The 21687-nt window shown below is 54.6% G+C and carries 18 protein-coding genes; 2 read left to right on the plus strand and 16 right to left on the minus strand.

What is annotated here, in order from left to right; genetic code table 11:
- Nucleotides 1–29 precede the first annotated feature (29 nt).
- On the plus strand, nucleotides 30–821 hold the full coding sequence (locus JTP09_RS08460) for a 4'-phosphopantetheinyl transferase superfamily protein (RefSeq protein WP_204878008.1): 792 nt from the start codon (nucleotides 30–32) through the stop codon (nucleotides 819–821).
- Between the two features lie 16 nt (nucleotides 822–837).
- Here JTP09_RS08460 and JTP09_RS08465 read toward each other — a convergent pair whose 3' ends face one another.
- From JTP09_RS08465 to JTP09_RS08490, 6 genes are all read right to left on the minus strand, one after another.
- Complete coding sequence (locus JTP09_RS08465; RefSeq protein ID WP_240333978.1) at nucleotides 838–1914, minus strand: isochorismate synthase MenF; 1077 nt, start codon at nucleotides 1912–1914, stop codon at nucleotides 838–840.
- Nucleotides 1915–2494: 580 nt separating this feature from the next.
- Complete coding sequence (gene rlmC, locus JTP09_RS08470) at nucleotides 2495–3631, minus strand: 23S rRNA (uracil(747)-C(5))-methyltransferase RlmC (RefSeq protein WP_204878009.1); 1137 nt, start codon at nucleotides 3629–3631, stop codon at nucleotides 2495–2497.
- 116 nt (nucleotides 3632–3747) lie between these two features.
- On the minus strand, nucleotides 3748–4842 hold the full coding sequence (locus JTP09_RS08475; protein WP_204878010.1) for an SGNH/GDSL hydrolase family protein: 1095 nt from the start codon (nucleotides 4840–4842) through the stop codon (nucleotides 3748–3750).
- Nucleotides 4843–5245: 403 nt separating this feature from the next.
- Complete coding sequence (groL, locus tag JTP09_RS08480) at nucleotides 5246–6874, minus strand: chaperonin GroEL (protein ID WP_204878011.1); 1629 nt, start codon at nucleotides 6872–6874, stop codon at nucleotides 5246–5248.
- 330 nt (nucleotides 6875–7204) lie between these two features.
- On the minus strand, nucleotides 7205–7789 hold the full coding sequence (locus JTP09_RS08485; protein ID WP_204878012.1) for a LytR C-terminal domain-containing protein: 585 nt from the start codon (nucleotides 7787–7789) through the stop codon (nucleotides 7205–7207).
- A 108-nt stretch (nucleotides 7790–7897) separates the two neighbouring features.
- Nucleotides 7898–8233: a DUF3263 domain-containing protein gene (locus JTP09_RS08490; RefSeq protein ID WP_204878013.1), complete on the minus strand. Its 336-nt coding sequence runs from the start codon at nucleotides 8231–8233 to the stop codon at nucleotides 7898–7900.
- Between the two features lie 76 nt (nucleotides 8234–8309).
- On the opposite strand from JTP09_RS08490, the gene JTP09_RS08495 reads away from it, so the two are divergent.
- Nucleotides 8310–8996, plus strand: coding sequence for a uracil-DNA glycosylase (locus JTP09_RS08495; protein WP_204878014.1), 687 nt, complete (start codon nucleotides 8310–8312; stop codon nucleotides 8994–8996).
- 8 nt (nucleotides 8997–9004) lie between these two features.
- Here the strand turns inward: JTP09_RS08495 and JTP09_RS08500 are convergent, their stop codons facing one another.
- The 10 genes from JTP09_RS08500 to JTP09_RS08545 form a co-directional block, all read right to left on the minus strand.
- Complete coding sequence (locus JTP09_RS08500; RefSeq protein WP_204878015.1) at nucleotides 9005–10786, minus strand: threonine/serine exporter family protein; 1782 nt, start codon at nucleotides 10784–10786, stop codon at nucleotides 9005–9007.
- A 13-nt stretch (nucleotides 10787–10799) separates the two neighbouring features.
- Nucleotides 10800–12932, minus strand: coding sequence for a threonine/serine exporter ThrE family protein (locus tag JTP09_RS08505; RefSeq protein ID WP_204878016.1), 2133 nt, complete (start codon nucleotides 12930–12932; stop codon nucleotides 10800–10802).
- Nucleotides 12933–13064: 132 nt separating this feature from the next.
- On the minus strand, nucleotides 13065–14165 hold the full coding sequence (locus JTP09_RS08510; RefSeq protein ID WP_204878017.1) for a peptidoglycan bridge formation glycyltransferase FemA/FemB family protein: 1101 nt from the start codon (nucleotides 14163–14165) through the stop codon (nucleotides 13065–13067).
- Between the two features lie 245 nt (nucleotides 14166–14410).
- The gene (locus tag JTP09_RS08515; RefSeq protein WP_204878018.1) at nucleotides 14411–14689 is read right to left on the minus strand and encodes an HPr family phosphocarrier protein; all 279 of its coding nucleotides are present in this window, start codon (nucleotides 14687–14689) and stop codon (nucleotides 14411–14413) included.
- Nucleotides 14690–14808: 119 nt separating this feature from the next.
- Nucleotides 14809–16506 carry a phosphoenolpyruvate--protein phosphotransferase gene (gene ptsP / locus JTP09_RS08520; protein ID WP_204878019.1) on the minus strand — a complete coding sequence of 566 codons (1698 nt, stop codon included), beginning with the start codon at nucleotides 16504–16506 and terminating at the stop codon, nucleotides 14809–14811.
- A 48-nt stretch (nucleotides 16507–16554) separates the two neighbouring features.
- Nucleotides 16555–18615 carry a fructose-specific PTS transporter subunit EIIC gene (locus JTP09_RS08525; protein WP_204878020.1) on the minus strand — a complete coding sequence of 687 codons (2061 nt, stop codon included), beginning with the start codon at nucleotides 18613–18615 and terminating at the stop codon, nucleotides 16555–16557.
- Nucleotides 18616–18715: 100 nt separating this feature from the next.
- Complete coding sequence (locus tag JTP09_RS08530) at nucleotides 18716–19678, minus strand: 1-phosphofructokinase family hexose kinase (protein WP_204878021.1); 963 nt, start codon at nucleotides 19676–19678, stop codon at nucleotides 18716–18718.
- The gene (locus JTP09_RS08535) at nucleotides 19675–20466 is read right to left on the minus strand and encodes a DeoR/GlpR family DNA-binding transcription regulator (RefSeq protein WP_204878022.1); all 792 of its coding nucleotides are present in this window, start codon (nucleotides 20464–20466) and stop codon (nucleotides 19675–19677) included. Before JTP09_RS08535 ends, JTP09_RS08530 begins: the two co-directional genes overlap by 4 nt.
- 140 nt (nucleotides 20467–20606) lie before the next feature.
- Complete coding sequence (locus JTP09_RS08540) at nucleotides 20607–21053, minus strand: VanZ family protein (RefSeq protein ID WP_204878023.1); 447 nt, start codon at nucleotides 21051–21053, stop codon at nucleotides 20607–20609.
- Entirely contained in the window at nucleotides 21050–21661 is a 612-nt protein-coding gene (locus tag JTP09_RS08545) for a histidine phosphatase family protein (protein ID WP_204878024.1), read from the minus strand. Before JTP09_RS08545 ends, JTP09_RS08540 begins: the two co-directional genes overlap by 4 nt.
- Nucleotides 21662–21687: the final 26 nt, after the last annotated feature.

A 21687-nucleotide genomic window follows, 5' to 3' on the forward strand; every position in this document is an offset into this window, starting at 1 on the left:
CATATACTGGCGCGGGTAGAATGACTCGTATGAGTGTGAACCCAACCGCAGCGCTACCGCCCGTGAAGCTTTTTCTGCTTCCCCCCTCTATTTTGCGCTCCGGTTACGGGGTGAGCTGGCTAGCCTACGTGGGTATGGCAGAGCAACGCCGAGCCGCTGAATTCACCCACCCCGGTGATGCGATGACCTACGCTGCCCAGCAGACCCTCATGCGATGTATGGCAGCTTCTGTTCTCGGGGTAAAACCAACCGCTGCAGCCGAGATACCGGTGGACCGCACCTGCCGACTGTGTGCCAGTTATGCCGAACACGGTAAACCCCGCATTAACGGGGTGAACCTGAACATGAGCAGAACAACCGGCATGACGGTAGGTGGCTTTACCCCCGCTACAGATATCCTGCTGGGCATTGACCTTGAGCGATTGCGTGGCTCTTTGCATAACAGCCTCGATAGGGTGGCACTTGCCGACCCCGAAAAAGATTTACTGGCAACAGCGCCCGAGAACCACCAAGCCTTACTGCGCACCCTGCTGTGGAGCGCCAAAGAATCTGTTCTCAAAGCCACCGGGCATGGGCTCTCCGTAGACCCGCGTGCCGTCGTCATCACCCCACATCACACCCAGCAGGGGCAGGACGCGCTACCCTATACCCGCGCGTCCGCCCGCTTCACTACGCCTGCAGGTGAACGATACGACTTTGAGGTGCAATGGTTTGTGCAGGGTGAGTACTACATATCGGTTGCTACCTCAGCCCCGGTGACGGTGAGCTTGCACCCGGTCACCACACCCAAAATGGTGCGAGAAATTCTAGGAACCAGCTGAATCCCGCGAAAGTCTCTTAGAGGCTTGTGACACCCAGCGCCTGGGCAAAGGTGCCCAATTTGGTCGCGGTTTCTTCGTGCTCTTTTACAGGCTCGGACGCCTTGATAATGCCTGCACCGGCAAAGAGCGTAGCGCTGTGCTCGCCTACCAAAGCGCAGCGAAGTACCAGCGCCCACGATCCGTTGCCGTTAGCGTCCATGTACCCCACCAAACCACCGAAAAAGCCGCGGTCAAAGTCTTCGAGCTCAGCAATGGTTTCCAGTGCTTCTTCTCTAGGAGTACCGCAGATTGCGGGGGTCGGATGGATAGCGCGAGCGCCCTGCAAAGAACTGATGCCGGGGGCAAGATTACCCTGAATACGGGTGCCCAGGTGCCATAGCTGCGGGGTAGTGACGAGCGTGGGGGTTGCCGGAATTTCGAGGGTCTCCACTAGGGGGGTGAGGCGCCTGCGAATATCATCAACAACGGTGGCGTGCTCAGCGCGATCTTTGGCAGAGCGCATGAGTTCTTCACCGGTTTGCATGTCTTCGATGCTACCTGGTGTCTGACGTGGCGCTGAGCCTGCCAGGGGGAAAGTTTCGAAGTCGCCGTCATGGGTGCTGAAAACGAGTTCGGGGGACGCGCCCATGAGGTACTGTTTGGTACCCGGTATCGCCACAGAGAAGGTGTAGGCACGCGGCTGGAGGGCGCGAAGGTTATCCAGTACATCGGGTGCGTGAAGGTGAGCGTCAAATTCTGCGGTGAGGGTGCGCGCCAGTACCACCTTATCGAGTTCGCCTTTACCCATGCATTCTACCGCCGTAGCCACGGCGGCACGGTAGCCGGGATTATCCTGCCCTGAAACTGATGCCAGTGAGGGCATGGGTTTCTCAGTGGTAACAGGCAGGGTGCCGCGTTCAAAACTTTCGGGAACCCACAGTCGAGCCGGTTGGGCGGGGTCGAAGGGCACCAGCCCCATCACTACCGAATCGCGGGCTGTTGCAACCTCAAGACAGTTCTCTTCAGTCACGGGAGTCAGGGTTCCGGTGCTATAGATAGATTCCTGCCCCGTGCTCATGTAAAAACTCGGCATACTGCCGGTAGTATCACGCACCGAAGGCACCCTCTAGGCTTAGCATCTAACAATAAAGAAAAAGGAAGCACCAGTATTCAATGCCCCCTCTTTATTTTAGCCGATGTTGATGCAGGTGCCACCGTACATGTTGGTGGACTATTCAATCAGGGCAACATTTTTGCCCTGCGGTGCGAGAGTCCGAGCAAGGGGTTTGCCTGCCTTGCCCAAAACCGATAACGACAACATCAAAATGGAGAGTAGCCGCAAAAATCCTTGATGTTACTACAATTTAGCTGGTTGCTTCAGAAAATATTTTTACGAGTAGTTTACCGGGTACGGTCACAGCCGCGGGCAAACCGCCTCTCGTTAGTGCTGGGGAAACGTTCCGCCGACAGCTCAACGTGTTTAATATCGCCGAGGTCAACCACATGAGTAAAGTCTGCTTCTCGTGTGCCTCTTCGCTCGCCTTTTCTCAGTTCACCGTGCCTGTAGAAGCAACAGCTGCCTCGCTTGTGAACGTGTCAGGGGCATCAGTGCCACCGGTCACTACACTTTTCACAGAAGGTATCCGCTCAGCCCATGCTTGCCAGCATCAGACCACAGGTCTACTCGAAAGGCACTACCTTCTACGTTTGAGCAGCATCATCATTTCATAGTGGCTGGTCTGCGGGAACATATCAAGCACCTTCGCCTCCACGGGCTGGTAAGAGGGCATAAAGGTGAGGTCTTTAGCCAGAGATTTTGCGTTACACGATGAATAAATCACCGTATCAATTCCCGATTCTTCAACCCAGTGACTCAGTTCTTGCCCCACGCCCCTACGCGGTGGGTTCATAATCAAAAGCTCAGGTGTACGCTCAGACTCCACAGCAAAAGCAGTGGCGTCCCCGGCAACAAAGTGCAGGTTCTTAAGGTTCTGTTCAGCCACGGTGCGCTGGGCAGAAAGAATAGCTTCCTCGCTAATCTCTATACCCTCAACCTGCGCCGACGGAGCCGCTGCTGCCGCATGTAGAGCGAACCCGCCCACACCGCAGTACAAATCCCACACGCTTTTCGGTTGCACATCGGCAACCCACGCGCGTCCTTGGTGATACATTGCCTCAGCAATACCCGTGTTCGTTTGAAAGAAAGACTGCGGACGCAGGTGCAAAGTCATCTCATTCACCTGCATAGGTAGGGTGGTGCGCTGGGTCAGCACAATCTCCTCATCGCCCTCAACCAAAGCAACGTGCTCACGCAAAAGATTAATAGAAACCACTGCTAGAGACGGAATCTCCTCGTGTAAACGCGCCAATTCTCGGCGGATAGGTACCAGGAGCTTTTTAGAGCGCAGAACAAAACGCAGCATAACCTCACCGCTCGCACTGGCGGTTACCAAAATATTCTTCAGCTCACCTTTGCGCCCCGGAATATCGTAGGGAGTGAGTCCGGCACGAATAATGAGCTCACGCAACACCGGCATAATTCGTGTAATTTCAAAAGTATAAAGACCGCAGCCAGACAGGTCAGTGCCACACCCGGTGCGAGCATCCACAATACCTAAGGTCGGGTCAGTAACTGTTCCAGCAACCACAATCTTCGCTTTATTACGAAACGCTGACTCATCGCTCACAGCGCTCGGCAACCAAACAAGACCCTCACAATGAGAAAAAAGCTCACACGCAGCGTTCTCTTTGGCAAGCAACTGGGTAGCGTAAGGCACCCCCATCTGGTTACAGGAGGAGCACACACCGGCATCAAAATAATCACACTGCATCACGGCACAAGTCTAACGGTAAAGCAGCCCCAGCGTTTGAGCACAAAGCACCCGCACAGCAAGAAAGCCCCACCGCGAACGCGATGAAGCTTTCTCTATGAAGCGATAAAAACTATTTACTTCTTGTTGATTGCAAAGTGCAGTGCCCACTTCATAGAAGTAGCAATCTTTGTCTGACCAGCTTCTGAAATGTAGCCGGTTACGGGATCAACTTCAGCTTCAATACCGTGCTGGGTGACCCAACCGCGGGTAGCCACAAAACGCGCACCAGCATCGACCGAAACTGCTTCAAGACGCTCGCTCAAAGCGTTCAGACGCTGATCGTCACTAGCTGAGGGAACATCGTTCACCAGGACGCGAGCGTGGGGGTAAACCTTCTTCAACTCAGCGATGGTAGCACGCAAATCTACCTCAAGAACTGCCGGATCAACATCAGCGTCAGCCGCTGAAGCCTGGATGTTAACAACCCAGGGAGTACCGATACCCAGTGCAACACCGTTATCAACAACCATGTTCTTGATGGACTGACCGCCCGCACCAACTGCTGAAATACCAGCACCGGCTGCGGTGTACTCGTTGGCTGAGTAGCCAGCTGCCTGCAAACCCTTCGCAACGTAGCCGCTATTCCTGCTAGGAATAAGGTTGCTATCACCCAGAACTACTGATTCGTTCCAGTCAATAGCGTCGTCAGCGTACTGCCACCAGCTACGGTCCATTACCTTGCCCGCACCGGGGTGGTAAGCCAAGATGGTGCCGTACCTATCGTCCGCACCCTCGCGGTAAAAACGGGTCAGCGCGCCCTTAGACATATAACGCCAGTTGTGCTGAGCGATTTCAGTGTTCATGGGGTAGCCATAACGCACTACCTGCTGCTCGAACGTCGCGCCACCGTTAGCGCCAGTCCAGAAAGCATACACTTCATTGCTCAATGCGGTCTGGTATTCGTAAGTGGTGCCGTCTGCCTGCACTGCGTAGTTAACAACGTAGCCGCGCTGGTACTGCTGGGCAGTTGCCTTTGAGTCAAGCACAATTACTTCGCCAACAGGCTGACCGTACCAGTGACGCGCAGCTTCTGCATTCATCTTGAGACGAGCTTCTTCAGAAATAGCAACCTGAGCAGGTGCTTCCTGAGCCTCAGCTGCCTGAGCCGGAACAATACCCGATGCCATCAGCGCAACAGCGCTCAAGGAGAGAGTAAAAGTCTTTTTCACAGAATTTCCCCTAGATTCGCGAAAGTGAAAGATTGTGCGCGGCGTGTGAACGTTCCCCTACCCGCACACAGTGAATACGTCTCCCAGTCTAAATGAGATAGAGGTTTAATCAGTGTCTGTGTAGGGTATCTTACGCACAGTCTTTGTCCCCACTTATACCCACTTAGCACTACCACATAACTTTCCGAGGCCCCCATGACAGACAAGGACGCGCCCACCGCATCCGCACCAGCGCCGCAAGGCACCCCAGGAATATTTTTTGCCCACAGCCCGCGCAGAAGCGGGCAAAACGCCCCCTCGCTGCGGAGCTTAAAAGCAAGGACGCCGCGTCCTCACTCTCCTCATCAACCTAAAAGTTGCATTGAGAGTGGGGATGCGACGTCCTGAGTCATAAGCCGGTAACTTACATCATGCCGCCCATGCCCGGATCCATGCCAGCTGCGGGGTTCGCACCAGCAGGCTCAGGCTTGTCAGCGACAACAGCTTCGGTAGTCAAGAACAGACCTGCGATGGAAGCTGCGTTCTGCAGAGCTGAACGGGTTACCTTAACGGGGTCGTTAATGCCGGCAGCCATCAAGTCTTCGTACTCGCCGGTTGCAGCGTTGAGACCGGTACCTACGGGCAGACCACGTACCTTATCAACAACAACGCCGGGTTCCAGACCTGCGTTAGCAGCAATCTGCTTCAAGGGAGCGTCGATAGCGACCTTCACGATGTTCGCGCCAGTTGCCTCATCGCCCTCAAGCTGCAACTTCTCAAATGCCTTCACGCCAGCCTGAATCAAAGCCACGCCACCGCCGGGAACAATACCCTCTTCAACAGCAGCCTTCGCGTTGCGAACGGCGTCCTCAATACGGTGCTTGCGTTCCTTGAGCTCAACCTCAGTCGCTGCGCCAGCCTTAAGAACTGCCACACCGCCTGCCAGCTTCGCCAAACGCTCCTGCAACTTCTCGCGGTCGTAGTCAGAATCCGAGTTCGCAATTTCACCGCGAATCTGAGCAACACGACCCTCGATAGAAGCCTGATCGCCAGCGCCCTCGATGATGGTGGTCTCGTCCTTGGTCACAACAACCTTGCGAGCTGAACCCAGCAGGTCAATGGTTGCCTGATCCAGTGAAAGACCAACCTCTTCGGTAATAACCTGACCACCGGTCAGAATAGCGATATCAGCCATCTGAGCCTTGCGGCGGTCGCCGAAACCGGGAGCCTTCACAGCAACAGACTTGATAGAACCGCGCATCTTGTTCAGAACCAGAAGCGCAAGAGCTTCGCCCTCAACATCTTCAGCAACAATCAACAGGGGCTTACCAGCCTGCATGACCTTCTCAAGAACGGGAACAAGATCCTTTACGTTGGAGATCTTGGAGTTCACGATCAAGATGTAAGGATCTTCAAGAACAGCTTCCTGACGATCGGGGTCGGTCACGAAGTAGCCTGAGAGGAAGCCCTTATCAAAGCGCATGCCCTCGGTCAGTTCAAGGTCAAGACCAAAGGTGTTTGACTCTTCAACGGTGATAACACCTTCTTTACCGACCTTCTCCATTGCCTGAGCAATGAGCTTGCCGATTTCTTTGTCACCGGCTGAAATTGATGCGGTTGCAGCGATTTCTTCTTCAGTTTCAACTTCTTTAGCTGACTCAAGCAACTCAGCGGTTACAGCTTCAACAGCCTTTTCGATACCGCGCTTGAGGCTCAGCGGGTCAGCGCCAGCAGCAACGTTGCGCAAGCCTTCGCGGACGAGTGCCTGAGCCAAAACGGTTGCGGTGGTGGTGCCGTCACCTGCGATGTCGTCGGTCTTCTTCGCGACTTCTTTAACGAGTTCCGCGCCGATCTTCTCGTAAGGATCCTCAAGCTCGATTTCCTTAGCGATTGAAACGCCGTCATTGGTGATGGTGGGTGCGCCCCAAGCCTTTTCCAATACAACGTTACGACCGCGCGGGCCAAGGGTTACCTTGACAGCGTCTGCAAGGGTATTCAAACCCTTTTCAAGACCGCGGCGTGCTTCTTCATCAAAAGCAATCAACTTTGCCATTGGTGTTTCGCCCTCCTGGACGTAGTGTCGGTGTTCGCGTGTTCGGTGCCCGCGACGGACGGAACGTCTAACACCCTGACTTTTCTGTATCGTCAGGACGCGCGCCCCTCACCGTTCACACAAAAGTTTACTTTTGCGCGTGGTAGCTGCTATCACCTAGCACAGCGGTTAGCAGTCACACACTTCAAGTGCTAATTCCAATCTTGGCACCTGAGCCACCTCTAGCGCAAACATAGCAAGGGGTTTAGGTTCCTTTAATCGCCCACAGCGCACGAAGACCGCAGCCACTAGGGCAGTTTTTACCAAGCGCGTCGTGAAAGTTTGATGGTTTTATTCGCCAGACATCTGATCGCTATCAACGCGCAACGAAGAAAGAACGTAATCTGGTCCGAGCACCGCAATGACCGGCACCGCCTGAGTCGGGTCCTCCTGAATGTAAGGGATTTCCAGGGTGTCAGCGGCTTCGTTTGCTTCGTCCTCGTAGCCCGCAGCGTAGTAGACGATAGAACCGTTAACCGGGGTGCCCTGCCAGTTACCGACCTGGGTGATGGTGACGTTTTGAGTCGATGCCATAATCAGATTCATTGCATCTGAGGCGGCGCCGGTAATTCCACCAGAGTTATAGATTTCAAGGATAACGGGCTCCCCTGTGTCTTCGGGGGTAGGTTCGGCGGTGGGGATTTCGCTTTCTGATGCGGACGCGCTCGCCTCGGTAGTTTTGGCTGCCCCCGGTGCCGATGTCTGTGGAGAGTAAATGTACATGAATCCGCCCAAAAGCAAAGAAGCTAGACCCGCGCCAATAAGAGGTAGCAGGGTTTTTGAAGCACCGGCGAGAGGGTCCTGCGCACGGTACGCTCCGCGGCGTTTTGAACTCTCATCAACATCATCGAATTCGTCGCGGGGAAACTGCTGCATTGAGGCTACTCCTGAGGTGCAAAGGGTTCCAAAAAGAAAAGGTGTGGTTCTAGGCTACACGTTCGCAGCGGCAACATTCCTCAAGGGGGGGGGGACCGTTCCCCCAATTCATCCGTTATCGCGGTGCTCTCGCAGGCGACGAGTCAGGGCAGGCTCAACAGCGATCACACGCGGGGTGTCAATCATGGTGTTAAGTAGCTGGTAGTAGGCGATAGGGCCCAAGCTCAACTGCTGGCGGATAGCCTGCTCTTTAGCGCCGGGGTACTTCCAGCGTCTTTTCTCTAACCCAATAATGGCAGCTTCAATATCAGTCAGCGCTGAGGTTGGAATGTCAGATTCAGGTTCCCGCGTTTCATCGGTTTTTTCTTCAAGACCGTCCTCATCGGATAACGGTTGCTCCATTGCATCTATCACTTCACCGGTAGGTTCTCGTTCAGATTCCATAGAGACCGCCACACCTTCTATCTAGTAACGTATGTACCCTACCGCGAAATTTTCAACCGTGAAAGGTGGGGTGCCTATGCCCGCGCGTCCGCTCAACGAAATTATGGCTGCCGACTGGGCTCACGCATTAGCGCCCGTCGAAGAGAATATTCGTGCAATGGGCAACTTTCTACGCGAAGAGCATGCCGCCGGACGCGCCACCTTACCACCGGCGTCCGTCATTTTCAGAGCTTTTGAGCGGCCCATGAGTGAGGTGAAAGTGCTCGTTATTGGGCAAGACCCCTACCCCACCCCCGGTCACGCAATGGGGCTTTCGTTCTCGGTGCAACCCGATGTTCGCCCCGTGCCACGCTCTTTGCAGAATATCTATAAAGAACTGCACACAGATTTAGGAATCACCCCGCCTGCCCACGGTGACCTCAGCGCCTGGAGTAATCAGGGTGTCATGCTGTTAAACAGAGTGCTCTCGGTAGGTGCCGGGGACGCCGGTTCGCACCGCAATAAGGGCTGGGAAACCATCACTACCTGCGCCATCACCGCCCTCGCACAGCGCGGAACGCCGCTGGTGGGTATTCTCTGGGGCGCGGACGCGCGCAAGTGCAAGCCCTTGCTGGGCGGCTACCCCTGTGTTGAGTCGGCTCACCCTTCACCTTTGAGTGCTTCCAGGGGCTTCTTTGGCTCACGTCCTTTTTCACACACGAACGACCTGCTAATACAGCAGGGTGCCCAATCCGTGAACTGGCAGTTACCCGCCTCTGCCTAAAAAGATTCTTAGCGGTTGAAGTTCTTACGCTGGGCGCGGGCGCTGCTACCCCAGCGGGCAATGGCGTTTTCCATCAGGTAACCCCCCAGTACCACCCCACCAGCGAGGGCAAGAACTGTTGAGCCTGCGTTGATCATGCCATCTGCCCCGTAGGATTCGTTGTTATGCACACTAAAGGCATATAACCCCCTAAAGAAAGTCAAACCCGGCAGCAAAAACATAATGCCGCAGACCGAGAAAATCACTTGGGGTGCGTGAAGTTTATACGCCAAATAAGTGCTCAAACCGCCGACCGTACACGCCGCCAAAACAGCATTGACGCGGGTTACCTCTAACCCCGTCACCGTGCTAAAACCGTAGTACACAGCCTGCCCCACCAAAGACACCACAATAATCAGGGCAAGATTAGTTTTTCGTGCCTGAGTGACCCCGGCGCACGCCATGCTACCCACCGCCATGCCAACGATGCTCACCCACAGTGGCGGTGGCGTAAACACCGCTTTTTGTAGATCAATTCCGCTAGCGCCTGCATAGGTCAAAATCTCTACCGCCGTTGCGATGCCAATTGCCAGACCCAAGAAAGAAATAGCGGTGCTTACAAGTTTTCCCGCAGCGGTCAGCGGAAAGCCGTGGAGAGCGTCCTGCACACACGACACCAAAAAGAAAGTGGGCATAAAGAGCATAAGACCAGCACCCACAATGTGCGGGGCAGAAACCTCGAAGCCCAGCTGATAGAAAATCGAGGTATCATCACTGATGTAAAGAGCAATGGTGGCAAGAACAGCGGCGTTGAAAATCATCATGAAGAATCCGGGAAGACCAAACTTAGCCAACCACTGCCCCAAAAAATGAATCACAGTAAATGACACGATTGAAACCACCGCACCGCGCCAGCTACCGCCCACTCCCAGAGTGAAGCTACCGGCAATGAGCAGGTTAAAGAGCAGCACCCACAGCGGCGAGTACAGTTTAGGGGTTTCGTTGATAGAGGTCAGTCTGGCAGCTGCCTGCTTCATGGGCAGGTTAGATTCAGTGATCTCATGAATCAGCCGGTAAATATCGTTGAGCGCCGCATAATTTTCTGAGAGGGTTCGTACCACCCGCACCACCGTGTGGCTGAACCGTAAGTCCTCCTCAGTGCCACCCACGGGTGAATATACCCCTCGGTCAATATCAGAAACGTAGTTGATGATAATTGACTGGTTGGTGATACTGATTTCGACCTGGTTGAGCCCGTAGGTCGAGCAGACAGACACAATTGCCGAGTCCACGTCAATAGCGTCTGCACCGTAGTGAAACATCGTCTCAGCTAAGCGCACCGTAAAATTCAGGACTTCGCGTGCCTGTTCTTTTTCGCGCACGAAGCTTTCTTCGCGACGCTGGGCGCGCAGAGTGAACTGTTTTTGTGCCACGCGGGCAACCCCTCGCAAGGGAGCAGTGAGAGCCTGATCAGCTCGCATAAACTGCGAAATGCTCCTACGCACCGCCTTGCCTGGCGCACGACGCTTGGTCTGCTGAGGGATAACAACCGGTAGCACCGCCGTGGCTGTCGATACCGGTTCAGCCGAGGGGTAGGACGCAGGTAGCAGCTGACCGTCATCGTTTGCGGTAGGCAAGATGGCGGCTTGTCTGGTTATCTCCGCCTGACCTGTATATATAGCCGCATCAGCATTAATGAGAGGGTCAGCCGAGGGGTAGGTAGCATTAATGGTTATAGGCACCTCAGAAGCCACCTCGGCGGATTCACTGAGGGAAGGCGCGAACGGATCCCAGTTGTTCTGCGTGCTCACTATCGCACGCTACCTATCGATCCATGACCTGCGGGATAGCCTGAGTAAGGTTGTCGGTCGTCGCACTTTGTTGGGGCGCAAACCGCTGAATCAGGTACTGCATGATATAGCCGCCCAAGACCACACCTGATGCCATCGACAGAATAATCGCCAGTGCTGTCACCATGCCGGGCACACCCATCACGGAGTCTGCCTCAACCGTGAACGAATACAAGCCACGGAAGATTGAAAGACCGGGTAATAAGAAGGTCAGCGAGGGAATAGAAAATATAGCCTGCGGAGCATGAAAGCGGTGCGCCAACAAAGTACTGAGCAAGCCAATCACCAGAGCAGCAATCGCTGTGTTGCCGCGTCCGCTGCCCGCACCAAATACAGCGGTAAAGCCGTGATAGATCAGCATGGACGTGACCGTTACAAGGGCAATCCACCCCAGAGTACGTTTACGGGTCTGGGTTGTCACCGCAATAGAAAGCGAAGCCAAGGTCATAAACACAATGTTGGTGACCATCTCAGGGGTATCAAACTTACTCTGACTAATATCCAAAGGCGTGGCACCCATAAACGACAGAGCCGCAACACCGCTGGCAAGACCCACCACCAAGCCCAAAAACGACATAGCAGTAGACACAAAACGCCCCGCCGCCGTCAGGGGGAAGCCGTTGATCGCGTCCTGAACCGCAGAGACCAGCTTGAAGGTTGGCAACAGCATAATTAGACCGGCAGCAACAATGTGCGGTGCAGAGACGGGAATGCCTAACTGCGTTAAGAACGAATCGCTATCACCGAGGTAAATCGCCGCGAAGGTAATAAGACCTGCGCTTGCCGCCATGTGAAAGAAGCTGGGCATGTTAAGTTTACTGAGCATCTGATCCATAAAGTAGACGCACAAAAACAGCAAAGATGACACAAGACCGGCACGCCAGCTACCGCCAATGCCGATGGTCAGCGTACCCGCTGCCGCAATGTTGGCAATCATCACCGTCATCGGCGAATACAGTTTCTTCGCATTGTTAATGCGGTTGAGTTTGCGGTCGGCGTCCTCGCGACTCAGCCCTTTTTCGGTGATGTCGTGGATCAGCTTGTACACATCTGCCAAGGCCGCATAGTTCTCAGACCAGGAACGCACCACGCGCACCACCGTGTGGCTAAAACGCTCAAATGAGTCGCCGCGGGCGTGCCCGTTAGAATCTACCAAACCGTCAATATCAGAAACGTAGTTGATGATAACCGACTGGTTGGTAATATCAACTTCAACCTCGTCGAGCCCGTAGGCGGCGCACACCGCAACAATCGCGGAATCGACATCCATCGCGTCCGCGCCGTAATGGAACATGGTCTCAGACAAGCGCAGGGTGAAGTTCAGAACCTCGCGTGCCTCTTCTTTTTCGCGAACGTAACGTTCACGGTGCTTGCGCGAAGACATCGCAAACTGACGCTGAGAAATACGCTCTAGACCGCGCACCGGCTTAGTCAGCGACTTATCGGGCTGAACAAAAGATTTGAGAGTAGAGCGAACCTTCGAGGGCGATTTGGGCGCAGATTTTACCTGCGGAATACCCGCCGTAGCAGGTGCCACTGAGGGGTAGGACGCCTGCTGCATACCTGTGCCTGATACCAGCAAGGTGGTGGTGGCAAGGGGTATCGCTGTGGTAAGCGGGGTAGGTTCTGACTGCTGAGTGGCAGCAGGACCAAACGGGCTTATATCTTCGGTAGCAGCCGCCACCGGCATATCGTGGGCAGCACCGAAAGCATCCGGTGTATTTTCACCGGTAGAATCAGGCTTGTGGTTCAGTAAGTAATCGCGTAGACCGGGGTCTTTGACCCGCGATAGGTCAATGGCCGGCAAAGAACTGCCAAAAGCATCTAAGGACGCAGAGGGCAACTCGGCTGCCCCACCAGCAGTCTCACCGAGGTTCTCAGCACCGTGGATCTTCGCAGATCCCTCAGCCACCGAGGTTCCCGAAGAATGAGCAACGTACTCAGAATTGCTATCTACAACCGCAGCAGACTTCGCCGCAACATCACGGGCACGGGGTAGCCCAGCAGAGCTACCAAAAGCACCCTCAGAACTCAGTGAAAGAGAAACCTGCTCGAAAGCAGAAGGGTACGCTTTTTGCTGTAGCTGAGTCTTATCGGTAGATGCCATAGGTTTTTCCCTCCCTCACCAATACTGATGATTACCCCGTACAAAGAGTAAGCGGCTACGTTCTTACCCTTATTACTCTATGGAGAACGCAACCGCTTTAATGAGCTCACCACAGAGGTGAACGGGCGCATTTTAGTAGAAAGGCTGACCAGTTTTACGAACCCACAACTGACGCATAACCTTCTCAGCAAATGAGTTCCACAGCTTGTACTTAGCAGGTGAAATGGCTTGATCGTAAACGCCCACAAAATCGACTACGGTTTTAGTAAAGGAAGTCTTAAACAGACCCAAACCGTAGTAGTTGTGCTCTTTATTCTTGAGCTGGTCGCTCGGCGGGGTACCGCAGAAATCGTACTCCACGATGCCGTGGTCTTTCATCAGGTCCGTCAGAGCCGTCCACTGTACCTGGTGCGAATCGCCGTACTGCTTGCGACGTGGCTTAGAACCGCCGTCCTTGTAGGTGCCCTTGTTACCGTAATTAATGACGTAGGCGCCCACCGAAGGCTCGCCGTCTTCATAGGTGAAGTACAGGCGACCCTGACCGGCCTTTTCAAAGGTGGTCCAGAAATCCTTGTAGTACTCAAAAGAACGCAGGTTAACGTTCGCGCTACCCTGACCCACGGTATCCATCAAAGCGTACATTTTACGCATATTCTCTTCGGTCAGCTCAACACGCTCAACCTCGCAACCCTCACGCAATGAACGACGCACCGCGTTGCGTCCACGCGAACTCAGCGACTTCAGCACGTCTTCTTCAGACATGTCAGTGTTCAAGATAGCGGTGGAATCGTTGGGCTGAATATTGAAAGACTTCACCAAGCCAGTACGCGCTAAGAAAGCATTAGTCTCTTCAGACGCCACGATATCAGGCTCAATCTTAACCGCAAAGACACCCAGCTTATTCTTTGAGATGAACTCTTTGTTAGCATCCAAAACAGCGGGGATATCCTCAACGCTGTACACGTCTGGGCCCTTAATCATGTACCAGAGCTTGCCCACGCTGGGAACGCTCTTTTCTAGAACCAAGTTGTAGCTAGCAAAAGGCGCAGTTTCGCCCTCGCGAACAGTAGTGCCTTCGTACACCAAGTACAGGGGCTTCCAGCCGTGCTTAGCTTTGACGGATGCAAAAGACGCCGACTGCAATAAGTTACCGCCGTTAGGGTTAGCGGTGACATGAGCATCCCAGTTAGCAATCTCTTCAGTGGTTGCAAAGCGTGCGGTAAATTCTCGCAAGGAGCCTCAACTCTTATCTCTCAAGGCGCGAAATGCGCACAGTACGATTATCTTTCACAAGTCTAGCGATGTTGGGCGCGTCTTTACAGCTTACCCAACGTGACCTTACCCGGAAGGTCATCGGCTTATGCCATCAAACCATTGTTTCAGAGTAAAACCAACCCGCAGATTGCATATTCTGAGCAGTAAAAAGCTCCCCGCCGTTTTTCAACAGCGGGGAGCCAAAACCATGAAGGGTCAACTATTTACTCAGCGTCGTGGTCGGTTTCGAGGATCTTAACCAGGGTTTCGAGTGCTTCATCAGCACCTTCGCCCTCGGCACGCAGAACAACCTTGTCGCCGTGCTTAGCGCCGAGTGACATGAGTGAGAGGATTGACGCTGCGTCCATTGCCTCGTCTGCGGGTTCACCTTCAGCTGCGATGGTAACCTCAACGGGCAAGTCGCCTGCTGCTTCTGCGAAGATAGCTGCGGGGCGTGCGTGCAGACCAACGCGGCTTGCAATGGTGGCAATACGTTCTGCCATGATGATTCTCCTTAGGAAAATGTGCGGAAATGTTCTTCCACTTTGAGTCTAAAGCAGGTCGCACAGCTTTTCGGCGTAAAAACCGGCTTTTTGACTCAGATTACATTTGATTTTTGACCTTACAGGCCCAGCTCGTCAAGAACGGGGAGCATCTTACGCGCTGCTGCCTTAGCTTCAGCTGATGAGATCTGCGCGAGCGCTTCAACAGCGATCTGCTGAGCTTTCTCTTTAGTGACGCTCTTGAGTACCGCTGAAACAGCTGCGATGGCACCTGCGTTCATGGAGAGGGTGTCAACGCCCAGACCGACCAGAACTACAGCGAGTGCCGGATCAGCTGCTGCTTCGCCGCAGACAGATACGTACTTCTTAGTGCCAGCGGTGGTGGACGCGCGACGTGCGCCTTCAACGGTCAGCTTAATCATCTTCAGCACAGCGGGCTGCCAGGGGTTGTTCAGGTGCGCCAAATCGCCGAGCAGACGGTCAGCTGCCATGGTGTACTGGGTCAGGTCGTTGGTACCAATCGAAACGAAGTCAACTTCGCCCAAGATAGCTTCTGCGTTAACAGCTGCTGCGGGGGTTTCGACCATAACACCGCGGGTTTCAAGACCAACTTCTTTGAGCATATTCGCGAAGTTGCGGGCCTCTGAGGTGGTTGAAATCATCGGTGCCATAACCCAGATGTCAGTGTCTGAGCCCTCTGATGCCTTCTTGATCGCTTCGAGCTGGCGTGCCAGAACACCGGGTACGGTCCAGTCGGTGCGGAAGCCTCGAACTCCCAGTGCGGGGTTCTCTTCTTCTTTGGTGTTCAAGAAGGGCAGGGGCTTATCTGCACCTGCATCTAGGGTGCGAACAACAATATGCTTGCCGGGGAAAGCGTCAAAAACTGACTTGTAGGTTTCTGCCTGAGTATCTACTGAAGGCTCAGCATCGTACCCCAAGAAACCAAACTCGGTGCGCAGCAGACCAACGCCTTCTGCCTTGAGACCGGCAGCCTTCTCTGCGCTCTTGCCGTCACCGACGTTAGCATAGAGGGGAATCCGGGTGCCATCTGCCATCACGCCGGTACCGTCGAAGTCAGCCAGAGGCTTGCGGTTAGCGTACTTTTCAGCCGCTACACGGTGCTCTTCGGAAGGCTCGGTATTGACGGTGCCTTCGTTGGAGTCAACGTACACTACAGTGCCGTTAGCGATTTCAGTAACGCCCTTGGCTGCCACAATAGCCGGCAGACCAAGCCCACGAGCCAAAATAGCAGTGTGTGCCTGGGGGCCACCGTCTGAGGTAATCAGAGCGATAACCTGTTCAGGGTTCAAGGTTGCGGTATCTGCAGGTGCAAGGTCAATTGCCGCCAGGATGAAAGGCTCATCTGAGGTGGGAATGCCAGGTGCCTGCTGACCGGTCAGCTGAGCCACGATGCGAGCGCGAACGTCGTAAATATCGGTTACGCGCTCTGCCATATAACCGCCGAGAGCTGCCATCTGATCAGCAAATGAGGTTGCCGATTCCCAGATTGCGCGCTCGGGTGCTACCCCCTGATTCTCAACCAGCTTGATAGCGCCCTTGAGTAGTGCTCGGTCGGTTGCCATCTGAGAGGTTGATTTGAGAACTGCTTTACCGTCGCGAGATGCGTTTTCAGCGCGTTCCAACAAATCTGCCTTGACCGCGTCCGCAGCTGCTTTAATGCGCTCTGCCGCCTGCTCGGGGGTTTCATCCGCTGCGAGCTTGAGGTTAGCGGCGGGCTCAGCAATGGGTTCAGGCATCTGAAGGACGGGACCGATTACTCGACCTGCGTAGACGCCAACACCGTTGTACATAGTCATTCGATATTCCTTAGAAATGTTTCGGTTGTGCTAAATCCTACTAGAGAATTATGCATCTACCTTGTTCTTTGTACCAACGCTCTTGAGAGCTACATAAACCAAGCCGGTAACGAGAGTACCCGCTACAACTGCAAGGAGGAACATGGGGATGTTGGTTGCCAGACCGATAATCCACAGACCACCGTGGGGTGCCGGGGATGCAACGCCTGCACCCATGGCGATAGCACCAGCTACTGCTGAGCCTGCCATCGATGAGGGAATCACGCGTGCGGGGTCAGCAGTCGCAAAAGGAATGGCGCCCTCAGAGATGAAGGACGCGCCCAGCAGCCAGGCTGCTTTGCCGTTTTCGCGTTCGGGTGCTGAGAAGAGCTTGCCGCGCAGGGTGGTAGCCAGTGCCATACCCAGAGGAGGGGTCATACCAGCGATGATAACCGCTGCCATGATTTCGCGGGAAGCATCGGTGTTCGCTGCAAGACCTGCGGTAGCAAAGAGGTAGGCTGCCTTGTTGACAGGTCCGCCCAAGTCGAAGCCCATCATGAGGCCAAGGATAATGCCGAGCAGGATCGCTGAGCTACCGCTCATGGAGGTCAGCCACTCATTCAGTGAGGTGGTAATCCACGCGATGGGGCCGCCCAGAATCAGGAGCATGAGACCGCCCGCTACGAGGGAGGCGACCAGAGGAATAATTACAACGGGCATCATTGCGCCCAACCAGCGAGGCAGCTTGAGCTGCTGCAGGGTGTACGCGGTGAGACCAGCCAGCAGACCAGCGACGATACCGCCGATAAAGCCACCACCCACGGTGACAGCAATTGAACCGGCGATGAAGCCGGGTGCAATACCGGGACGCTGTGCCAGACCGTAGGCAATGTAAGCAGCGAGGGCAGGAACCATCAGACCCAGACCGGCACCACCAATGGTGTGCAGGGCAGCACCCAAGTAGAGGCTCAGGGGAACACCCTGAAGGTTGAAGAGGGTACGACCGCTTTCGCCGTTGATATCGAGAATCGCCGCGGGATCGACATCGCCCAGGTTGGGCATGGTAATCGCTTCAAGCATGAAGCCAATGGCGAGAATAATACCGCCAGCAGCCACGAAGGGAATCATGTACGAAACACCGGACATCATCGCCTTGTAAATGCGCTTGCCCCATGAACTTGCTTCTTCGCCGTTTTCGGACGCGTCCGCGGCACCAGTAGCTGTCACACGGCGACCATTGGGGTTATCAGCTTCAGACAAAGCAGTCTCAATGAGCTTAGTAGGCTCATCGATGCCGCGCTTGACAGGAACCTCAACGTAAGGCTTGCCCGCGAAACGTTCGCGTCCGCGCACAGGCACGTCCACTGCGAAGATCACAGCATCAGCCGCATCAATCTCAGCCTGAGTCAGCTTCTCGCCACCCGATGACCCCTGAGGCTCAACCTTGAAATCAACACCCATGTCTTCAGCAGCATAGGTCAGACCGTCCGCTGCCATGTAGGTGTGTGCAATGCCAGTGGGGCAAGCGGTGATAGCAACAATCTTGCGACGGGCAGCAGGAGCCTCTGAGGCGTTAGCAGCCGAGCCAGTAGCCACCGATGCTACACCGGTAGTAGCGGGGGCTGCTATCTGAGTAGCGGCAGCTTTCTGCTCTGCAGTGCGGTCAGTGCCGTCAGGGTTTACGTCCAAAGCGTCGTTGACCAAATCAACGATTTCCTGCTCAGTCTTCGCTTCACGCAGTGCAGACGTAAAAGACTTCTTCATCAGTGAACGAGCCATCTTCGAGAGGATCTTTAGGTGAGCTTGATCGCCATCGGCGGGTGCTGCAATGAAGAAAATCAGGTCTGCTGCACCGTCCTTCGCGCCGAAGTCAACACCGGGACGAGGACGCGCCATCGCTAGGGTCGGTTCGGTAACGGCTTCGCTGCGGCAGTGGGGAATCGCGATACCACCGGGAATACCGGTGTCAGTCTTCGATTCACGAGCTTTGGCGTCCGCGTACAGCGTATCGAAGCTGCTAGCGCGTCCGGCGTTCACAACGGATTTCACCAAGTGCTCAATCACGTCGAAACGCGTTGCACCCAGGTTCTCGTCAAGAGTGACGAGTTCCGTAGTGATAAGTGCAGACATGTGTTCCTCCTTGTAGAAGATGTCTCTTACTACTTTTGATAGTGGTGTCTTCATACAAGGCGCAGAAGACATGATAGGTGGCTTAGAGCCGGGAAAACTTTTAAAACTGAATCTCTCGCAGGGTGACAGCTTCGGGAGTGGTTGATTCTAGGGTGGGCATCTGCGTACCAGGCAAGGACGCTGCGGCGGAGCCGTGAGCCACTGCCTGCACCAAGCGTTCGCTGGCGGTTTTGCCCAGTTCGCTAGCTATCAGGAAGCCCGAGAGAGAAGAATCTCCGGCACCCACAGTTGAGCGCACTTTCACCGGAGCGTGCTGAGCGTGCCAAGCGCCTTCAGCATTTACCAGCACAGCACCTTTGCCTCCGAGGGTTGCCAAAACGTTCTCAACACCGCGTTCTACGAGTTCGCGGGCGGTGCGAGCGGTCAGTTCAGGGTTTTCTTCAAGCTCCTCAGCAGCTTCAGGGCGACCTACCAACTCTGCCAGTTCCTCGGCATTGGGCTTAATGAGGTTGGGCAGGGCAGTTGCATCTGCAAGCGTTTCGCGCAGGGCATCCCCCGAGGTATCAACAGCAATACGCGGAGCTTTGTCGCCCAACTCATCGCGCAGTGTCTGAATGACCGAGCGGTAGTAGCCGCCATCAACGCCGGGAGGCAGAGAACCTGCCAGCACCAGCCATGATGCGCCTATACCCTCTTCTACCAGGACGCGGGTCAGATGCTGCTGCTGAGCATCATCAAGGGCAGCACCGGGAGCGTTAATCTTGGTGGTTGTACCATCGGGTTCAACAATCGTGATGTTGGAACGGATCGGCTCACCAAGGGGCAGGTTGTGGCACCGCACCGACGCCTCCGCCAGCTGGTGCAGTACGGGGTCTGCATCATCGCCGGGCAGCACAGCTACGGTATCGAACCCCGATGACTGTAACGCACGAGAAATATTCACGCCTTTTCCACCGGGATCTTCAACAGCACGCTCAGCGCGAATAACAGCATCGCGCTCAAGCACACCTGAAAGCTCAACGGTGCGATCCATACTCGGGTTAGCGGTTAGTGTAACGATCATGCGATAAGTACCTCCACGTTGGATTCTTCGAGAGCACTCGCAAGCTCACCCTCGGGTTCTTTGTCTGTAATAAGAGTGTCAATATCGTCAAAAGCCGCAAAGCGCACTAGCGATTCCTGCCCAAACTTGGCAGAATCGCACAAAAGCACGACGCGGCGCGCCGATTTAACAATGGCGGTTTTGACGATTGCCTCATTAAGACCGGGGGTGCTCAACCCAAACTCGGCATCCAAACCGTTCACGCCAATGACCGCGATATCGGGGCGAATCGTTGAAAAGTGCTCGGCAGCGCGCGCGCCCACAGCAGCCCACGTCATTCTGCGCAACTGACCGCCCACCAAATCAAGCACAATGCCATCTGCCTCAGCCAGTTTCACGGCGATGTGAAGAGCATGAGTAATGATCAGACGATCAGAGCCAGATTTGAGACTGAAGTTTTCAGTGGCAATACGATCTGCCAAAATTTCAATAGTGGTACCGGCGTCCAAAACAACAGCCCCCACGTCCGAATCGCGCAAAAGATCATAAGCCTTTTGGGCAATACGCTGTTTCTCGGGGGTGTTCATGCTCTGGCGCAGGGCAATGGAGGATTCGACGGAGGTGGACTGTTCAACGGTGACCGCACCACCGTGGACGCGACGTAGCTTACCCTCAGCTTCGAGGGCGGCAAGGTCACGGCGAACCGTTTCCATGGTGACTTCGTAACGTCGTGCTAGGTCAGCACCGTTAACTCGCCGCGCCGATGATACCAACTTAGCTATTTCGGCACGGCGTTCTTCTGCAAACATTTATGTGCAACCTCTGCTCATGAGATTTAACCGATTGGTTCTTGTAGGTTGATTTTATGTGGGTTTTTGTGGTGCCGTCAATGCGATAGTGTCATATTAAGCGGGTTTTCCGTGTGCGTTTTTTGCTTTTCATGTGGTTTTTACGGACGCTTTGCGCAGCGTTTGATAAAAACCGCTAGCAAAAGGCCGAGGGCGACACCCAGCGTATTCGCTAGAATATCTAGCCATGAGCTGGTGCGATCGGGCATAAAAAATTGTGTGCTTTCAATAGCGCAGGTCAGCAGAAAACCCCACACAAGAATCCAAGAACGCAACTGTGGGCGCACCAGCCAAACCAACAAAAAACCAAACGGTGTAAACATGACAACGTTTGAAAGCCATTCCAAAACGACGTAGGTGAACCACAGCGGCAACCAGCCTTCGGTGTGACCGCGCTGCATCAGTGCATCCACAAACCCGCCGGCTGTATTGTCATCAACGTGACTGGGCCACAGCACGATGAAGCCCAACACCAGTAGATAAAGCACAAAAACAGCGCGCGGTGCAAGCTGGGTCACCGAACGCGATGGTGAGAGAGATTGTTTCATGGGCGCGGCAGCATCGATTCGTTCTCGGTTGCCCAAGCGAATAATCCCGAGATAGAAATTTCAAGCGGGGTAGCGTTGGGGACTGGTTCCACCCACTCGAAGCCTTGGGCGGCACTGAGCGCCCGGCGAATAACAGAACCGTGTGACACCACAATGACGCGGCGCCCCGGATAATCACGCACAATCTGACGCAGAACCGTCACGGTGCGGTTGAAAAGATTCTCTTCAGATTCAACTCCAGCAAAATCTTGGTAGACAGTACGGCTCTGTTCAAAGGTGAGCTGAACGCCCTCGGCATCCCCGTAAGCACGCTCTACTAATTGGGGATAGGTGCGCTCCAGCTCCAGCCCCAGGTAGGTGCCAATGACACGAGCCGTTTCAGCAGCGCGCGAGAAAGGGGATGACACCAGCACCTCAAAGCTGAACCCTTCATCTGCCAGTTTTTGACCGGTTGCATGCGCCTGTTCGATACCTGCAGCATTGAGCGGAATATCAACCTGCCCCTGCATTTTCTTTGTCTTGTTCCAGTCTGTTTGACCGTGACGGATCAGGAGCAATGACCCGCTGAGCTCTTGCGAAGTGGGTTGTTCTGGCAGGACGCTGGGCACAGGTGGCACCTTTCGGAGGAAGGGGT

Origin of the sequence: Rothia sp. ZJ1223 (assembly GCF_016900985.1) — a bacterium.
GTDB lineage: Bacteria > Actinomycetota > Actinomycetes > Actinomycetales > Micrococcaceae > Rothia.

Excerpts from the sequence above, each read along its gene's own strand:
- JTP09_RS08460 (WP_204878008.1), top strand. The coding sequence starts at position 30 with ATGAGTGTGAACCCAACCGCAGCGCTACCGCCCGTGAAGCTTTTTCTG.
- rlmC (WP_204878009.1), bottom strand. The coding sequence starts at position 3,631 with ATGCAGTGTGATTATTTTGATGCCGGTGTGTGCTCCTCCTGTAACCAG.
- groL (WP_204878011.1), bottom strand. The coding sequence starts at position 6,874 with ATGGCAAAGTTGATTGCTTTTGATGAAGAAGCACGCCGCGGTCTTGAA.
- JTP09_RS08485 (WP_204878012.1), bottom strand. The coding sequence starts at position 7,789 with ATGCAGCAGTTTCCCCGCGACGAATTCGATGATGTTGATGAGAGTTCA.
- JTP09_RS08490 (WP_204878013.1), bottom strand. The coding sequence starts at position 8,233 with ATGGAATCTGAACGAGAACCTACCGGTGAAGTGATAGATGCAATGGAG.
- JTP09_RS08495 (WP_204878014.1), top strand. The coding sequence starts at position 8,310 with ATGCCCGCGCGTCCGCTCAACGAAATTATGGCTGCCGACTGGGCTCAC.
- JTP09_RS08505 (WP_204878016.1), bottom strand. The coding sequence starts at position 12,932 with ATGGCATCTACCGATAAGACTCAGCTACAGCAAAAAGCGTACCCTTCT.
- JTP09_RS08515 (WP_204878018.1), bottom strand. The coding sequence starts at position 14,689 with ATGGCAGAACGTATTGCCACCATTGCAAGCCGCGTTGGTCTGCACGCA.
- ptsP (WP_204878019.1), bottom strand. The coding sequence starts at position 16,506 with ATGACTATGTACAACGGTGTTGGCGTCTACGCAGGTCGAGTAATCGGT.
- JTP09_RS08525 (WP_204878020.1), bottom strand. The coding sequence starts at position 18,615 with ATGTCTGCACTTATCACTACGGAACTCGTCACTCTTGACGAGAACCTG.
- JTP09_RS08530 (WP_204878021.1), bottom strand. The coding sequence starts at position 19,678 with ATGATCGTTACACTAACCGCTAACCCGAGTATGGATCGCACCGTTGAG.
- JTP09_RS08535 (WP_204878022.1), bottom strand. The coding sequence starts at position 20,466 with ATGTTTGCAGAAGAACGCCGTGCCGAAATAGCTAAGTTGGTATCATCG.
- JTP09_RS08540 (WP_204878023.1), bottom strand. The coding sequence starts at position 21,053 with ATGAAACAATCTCTCTCACCATCGCGTTCGGTGACCCAGCTTGCACCG.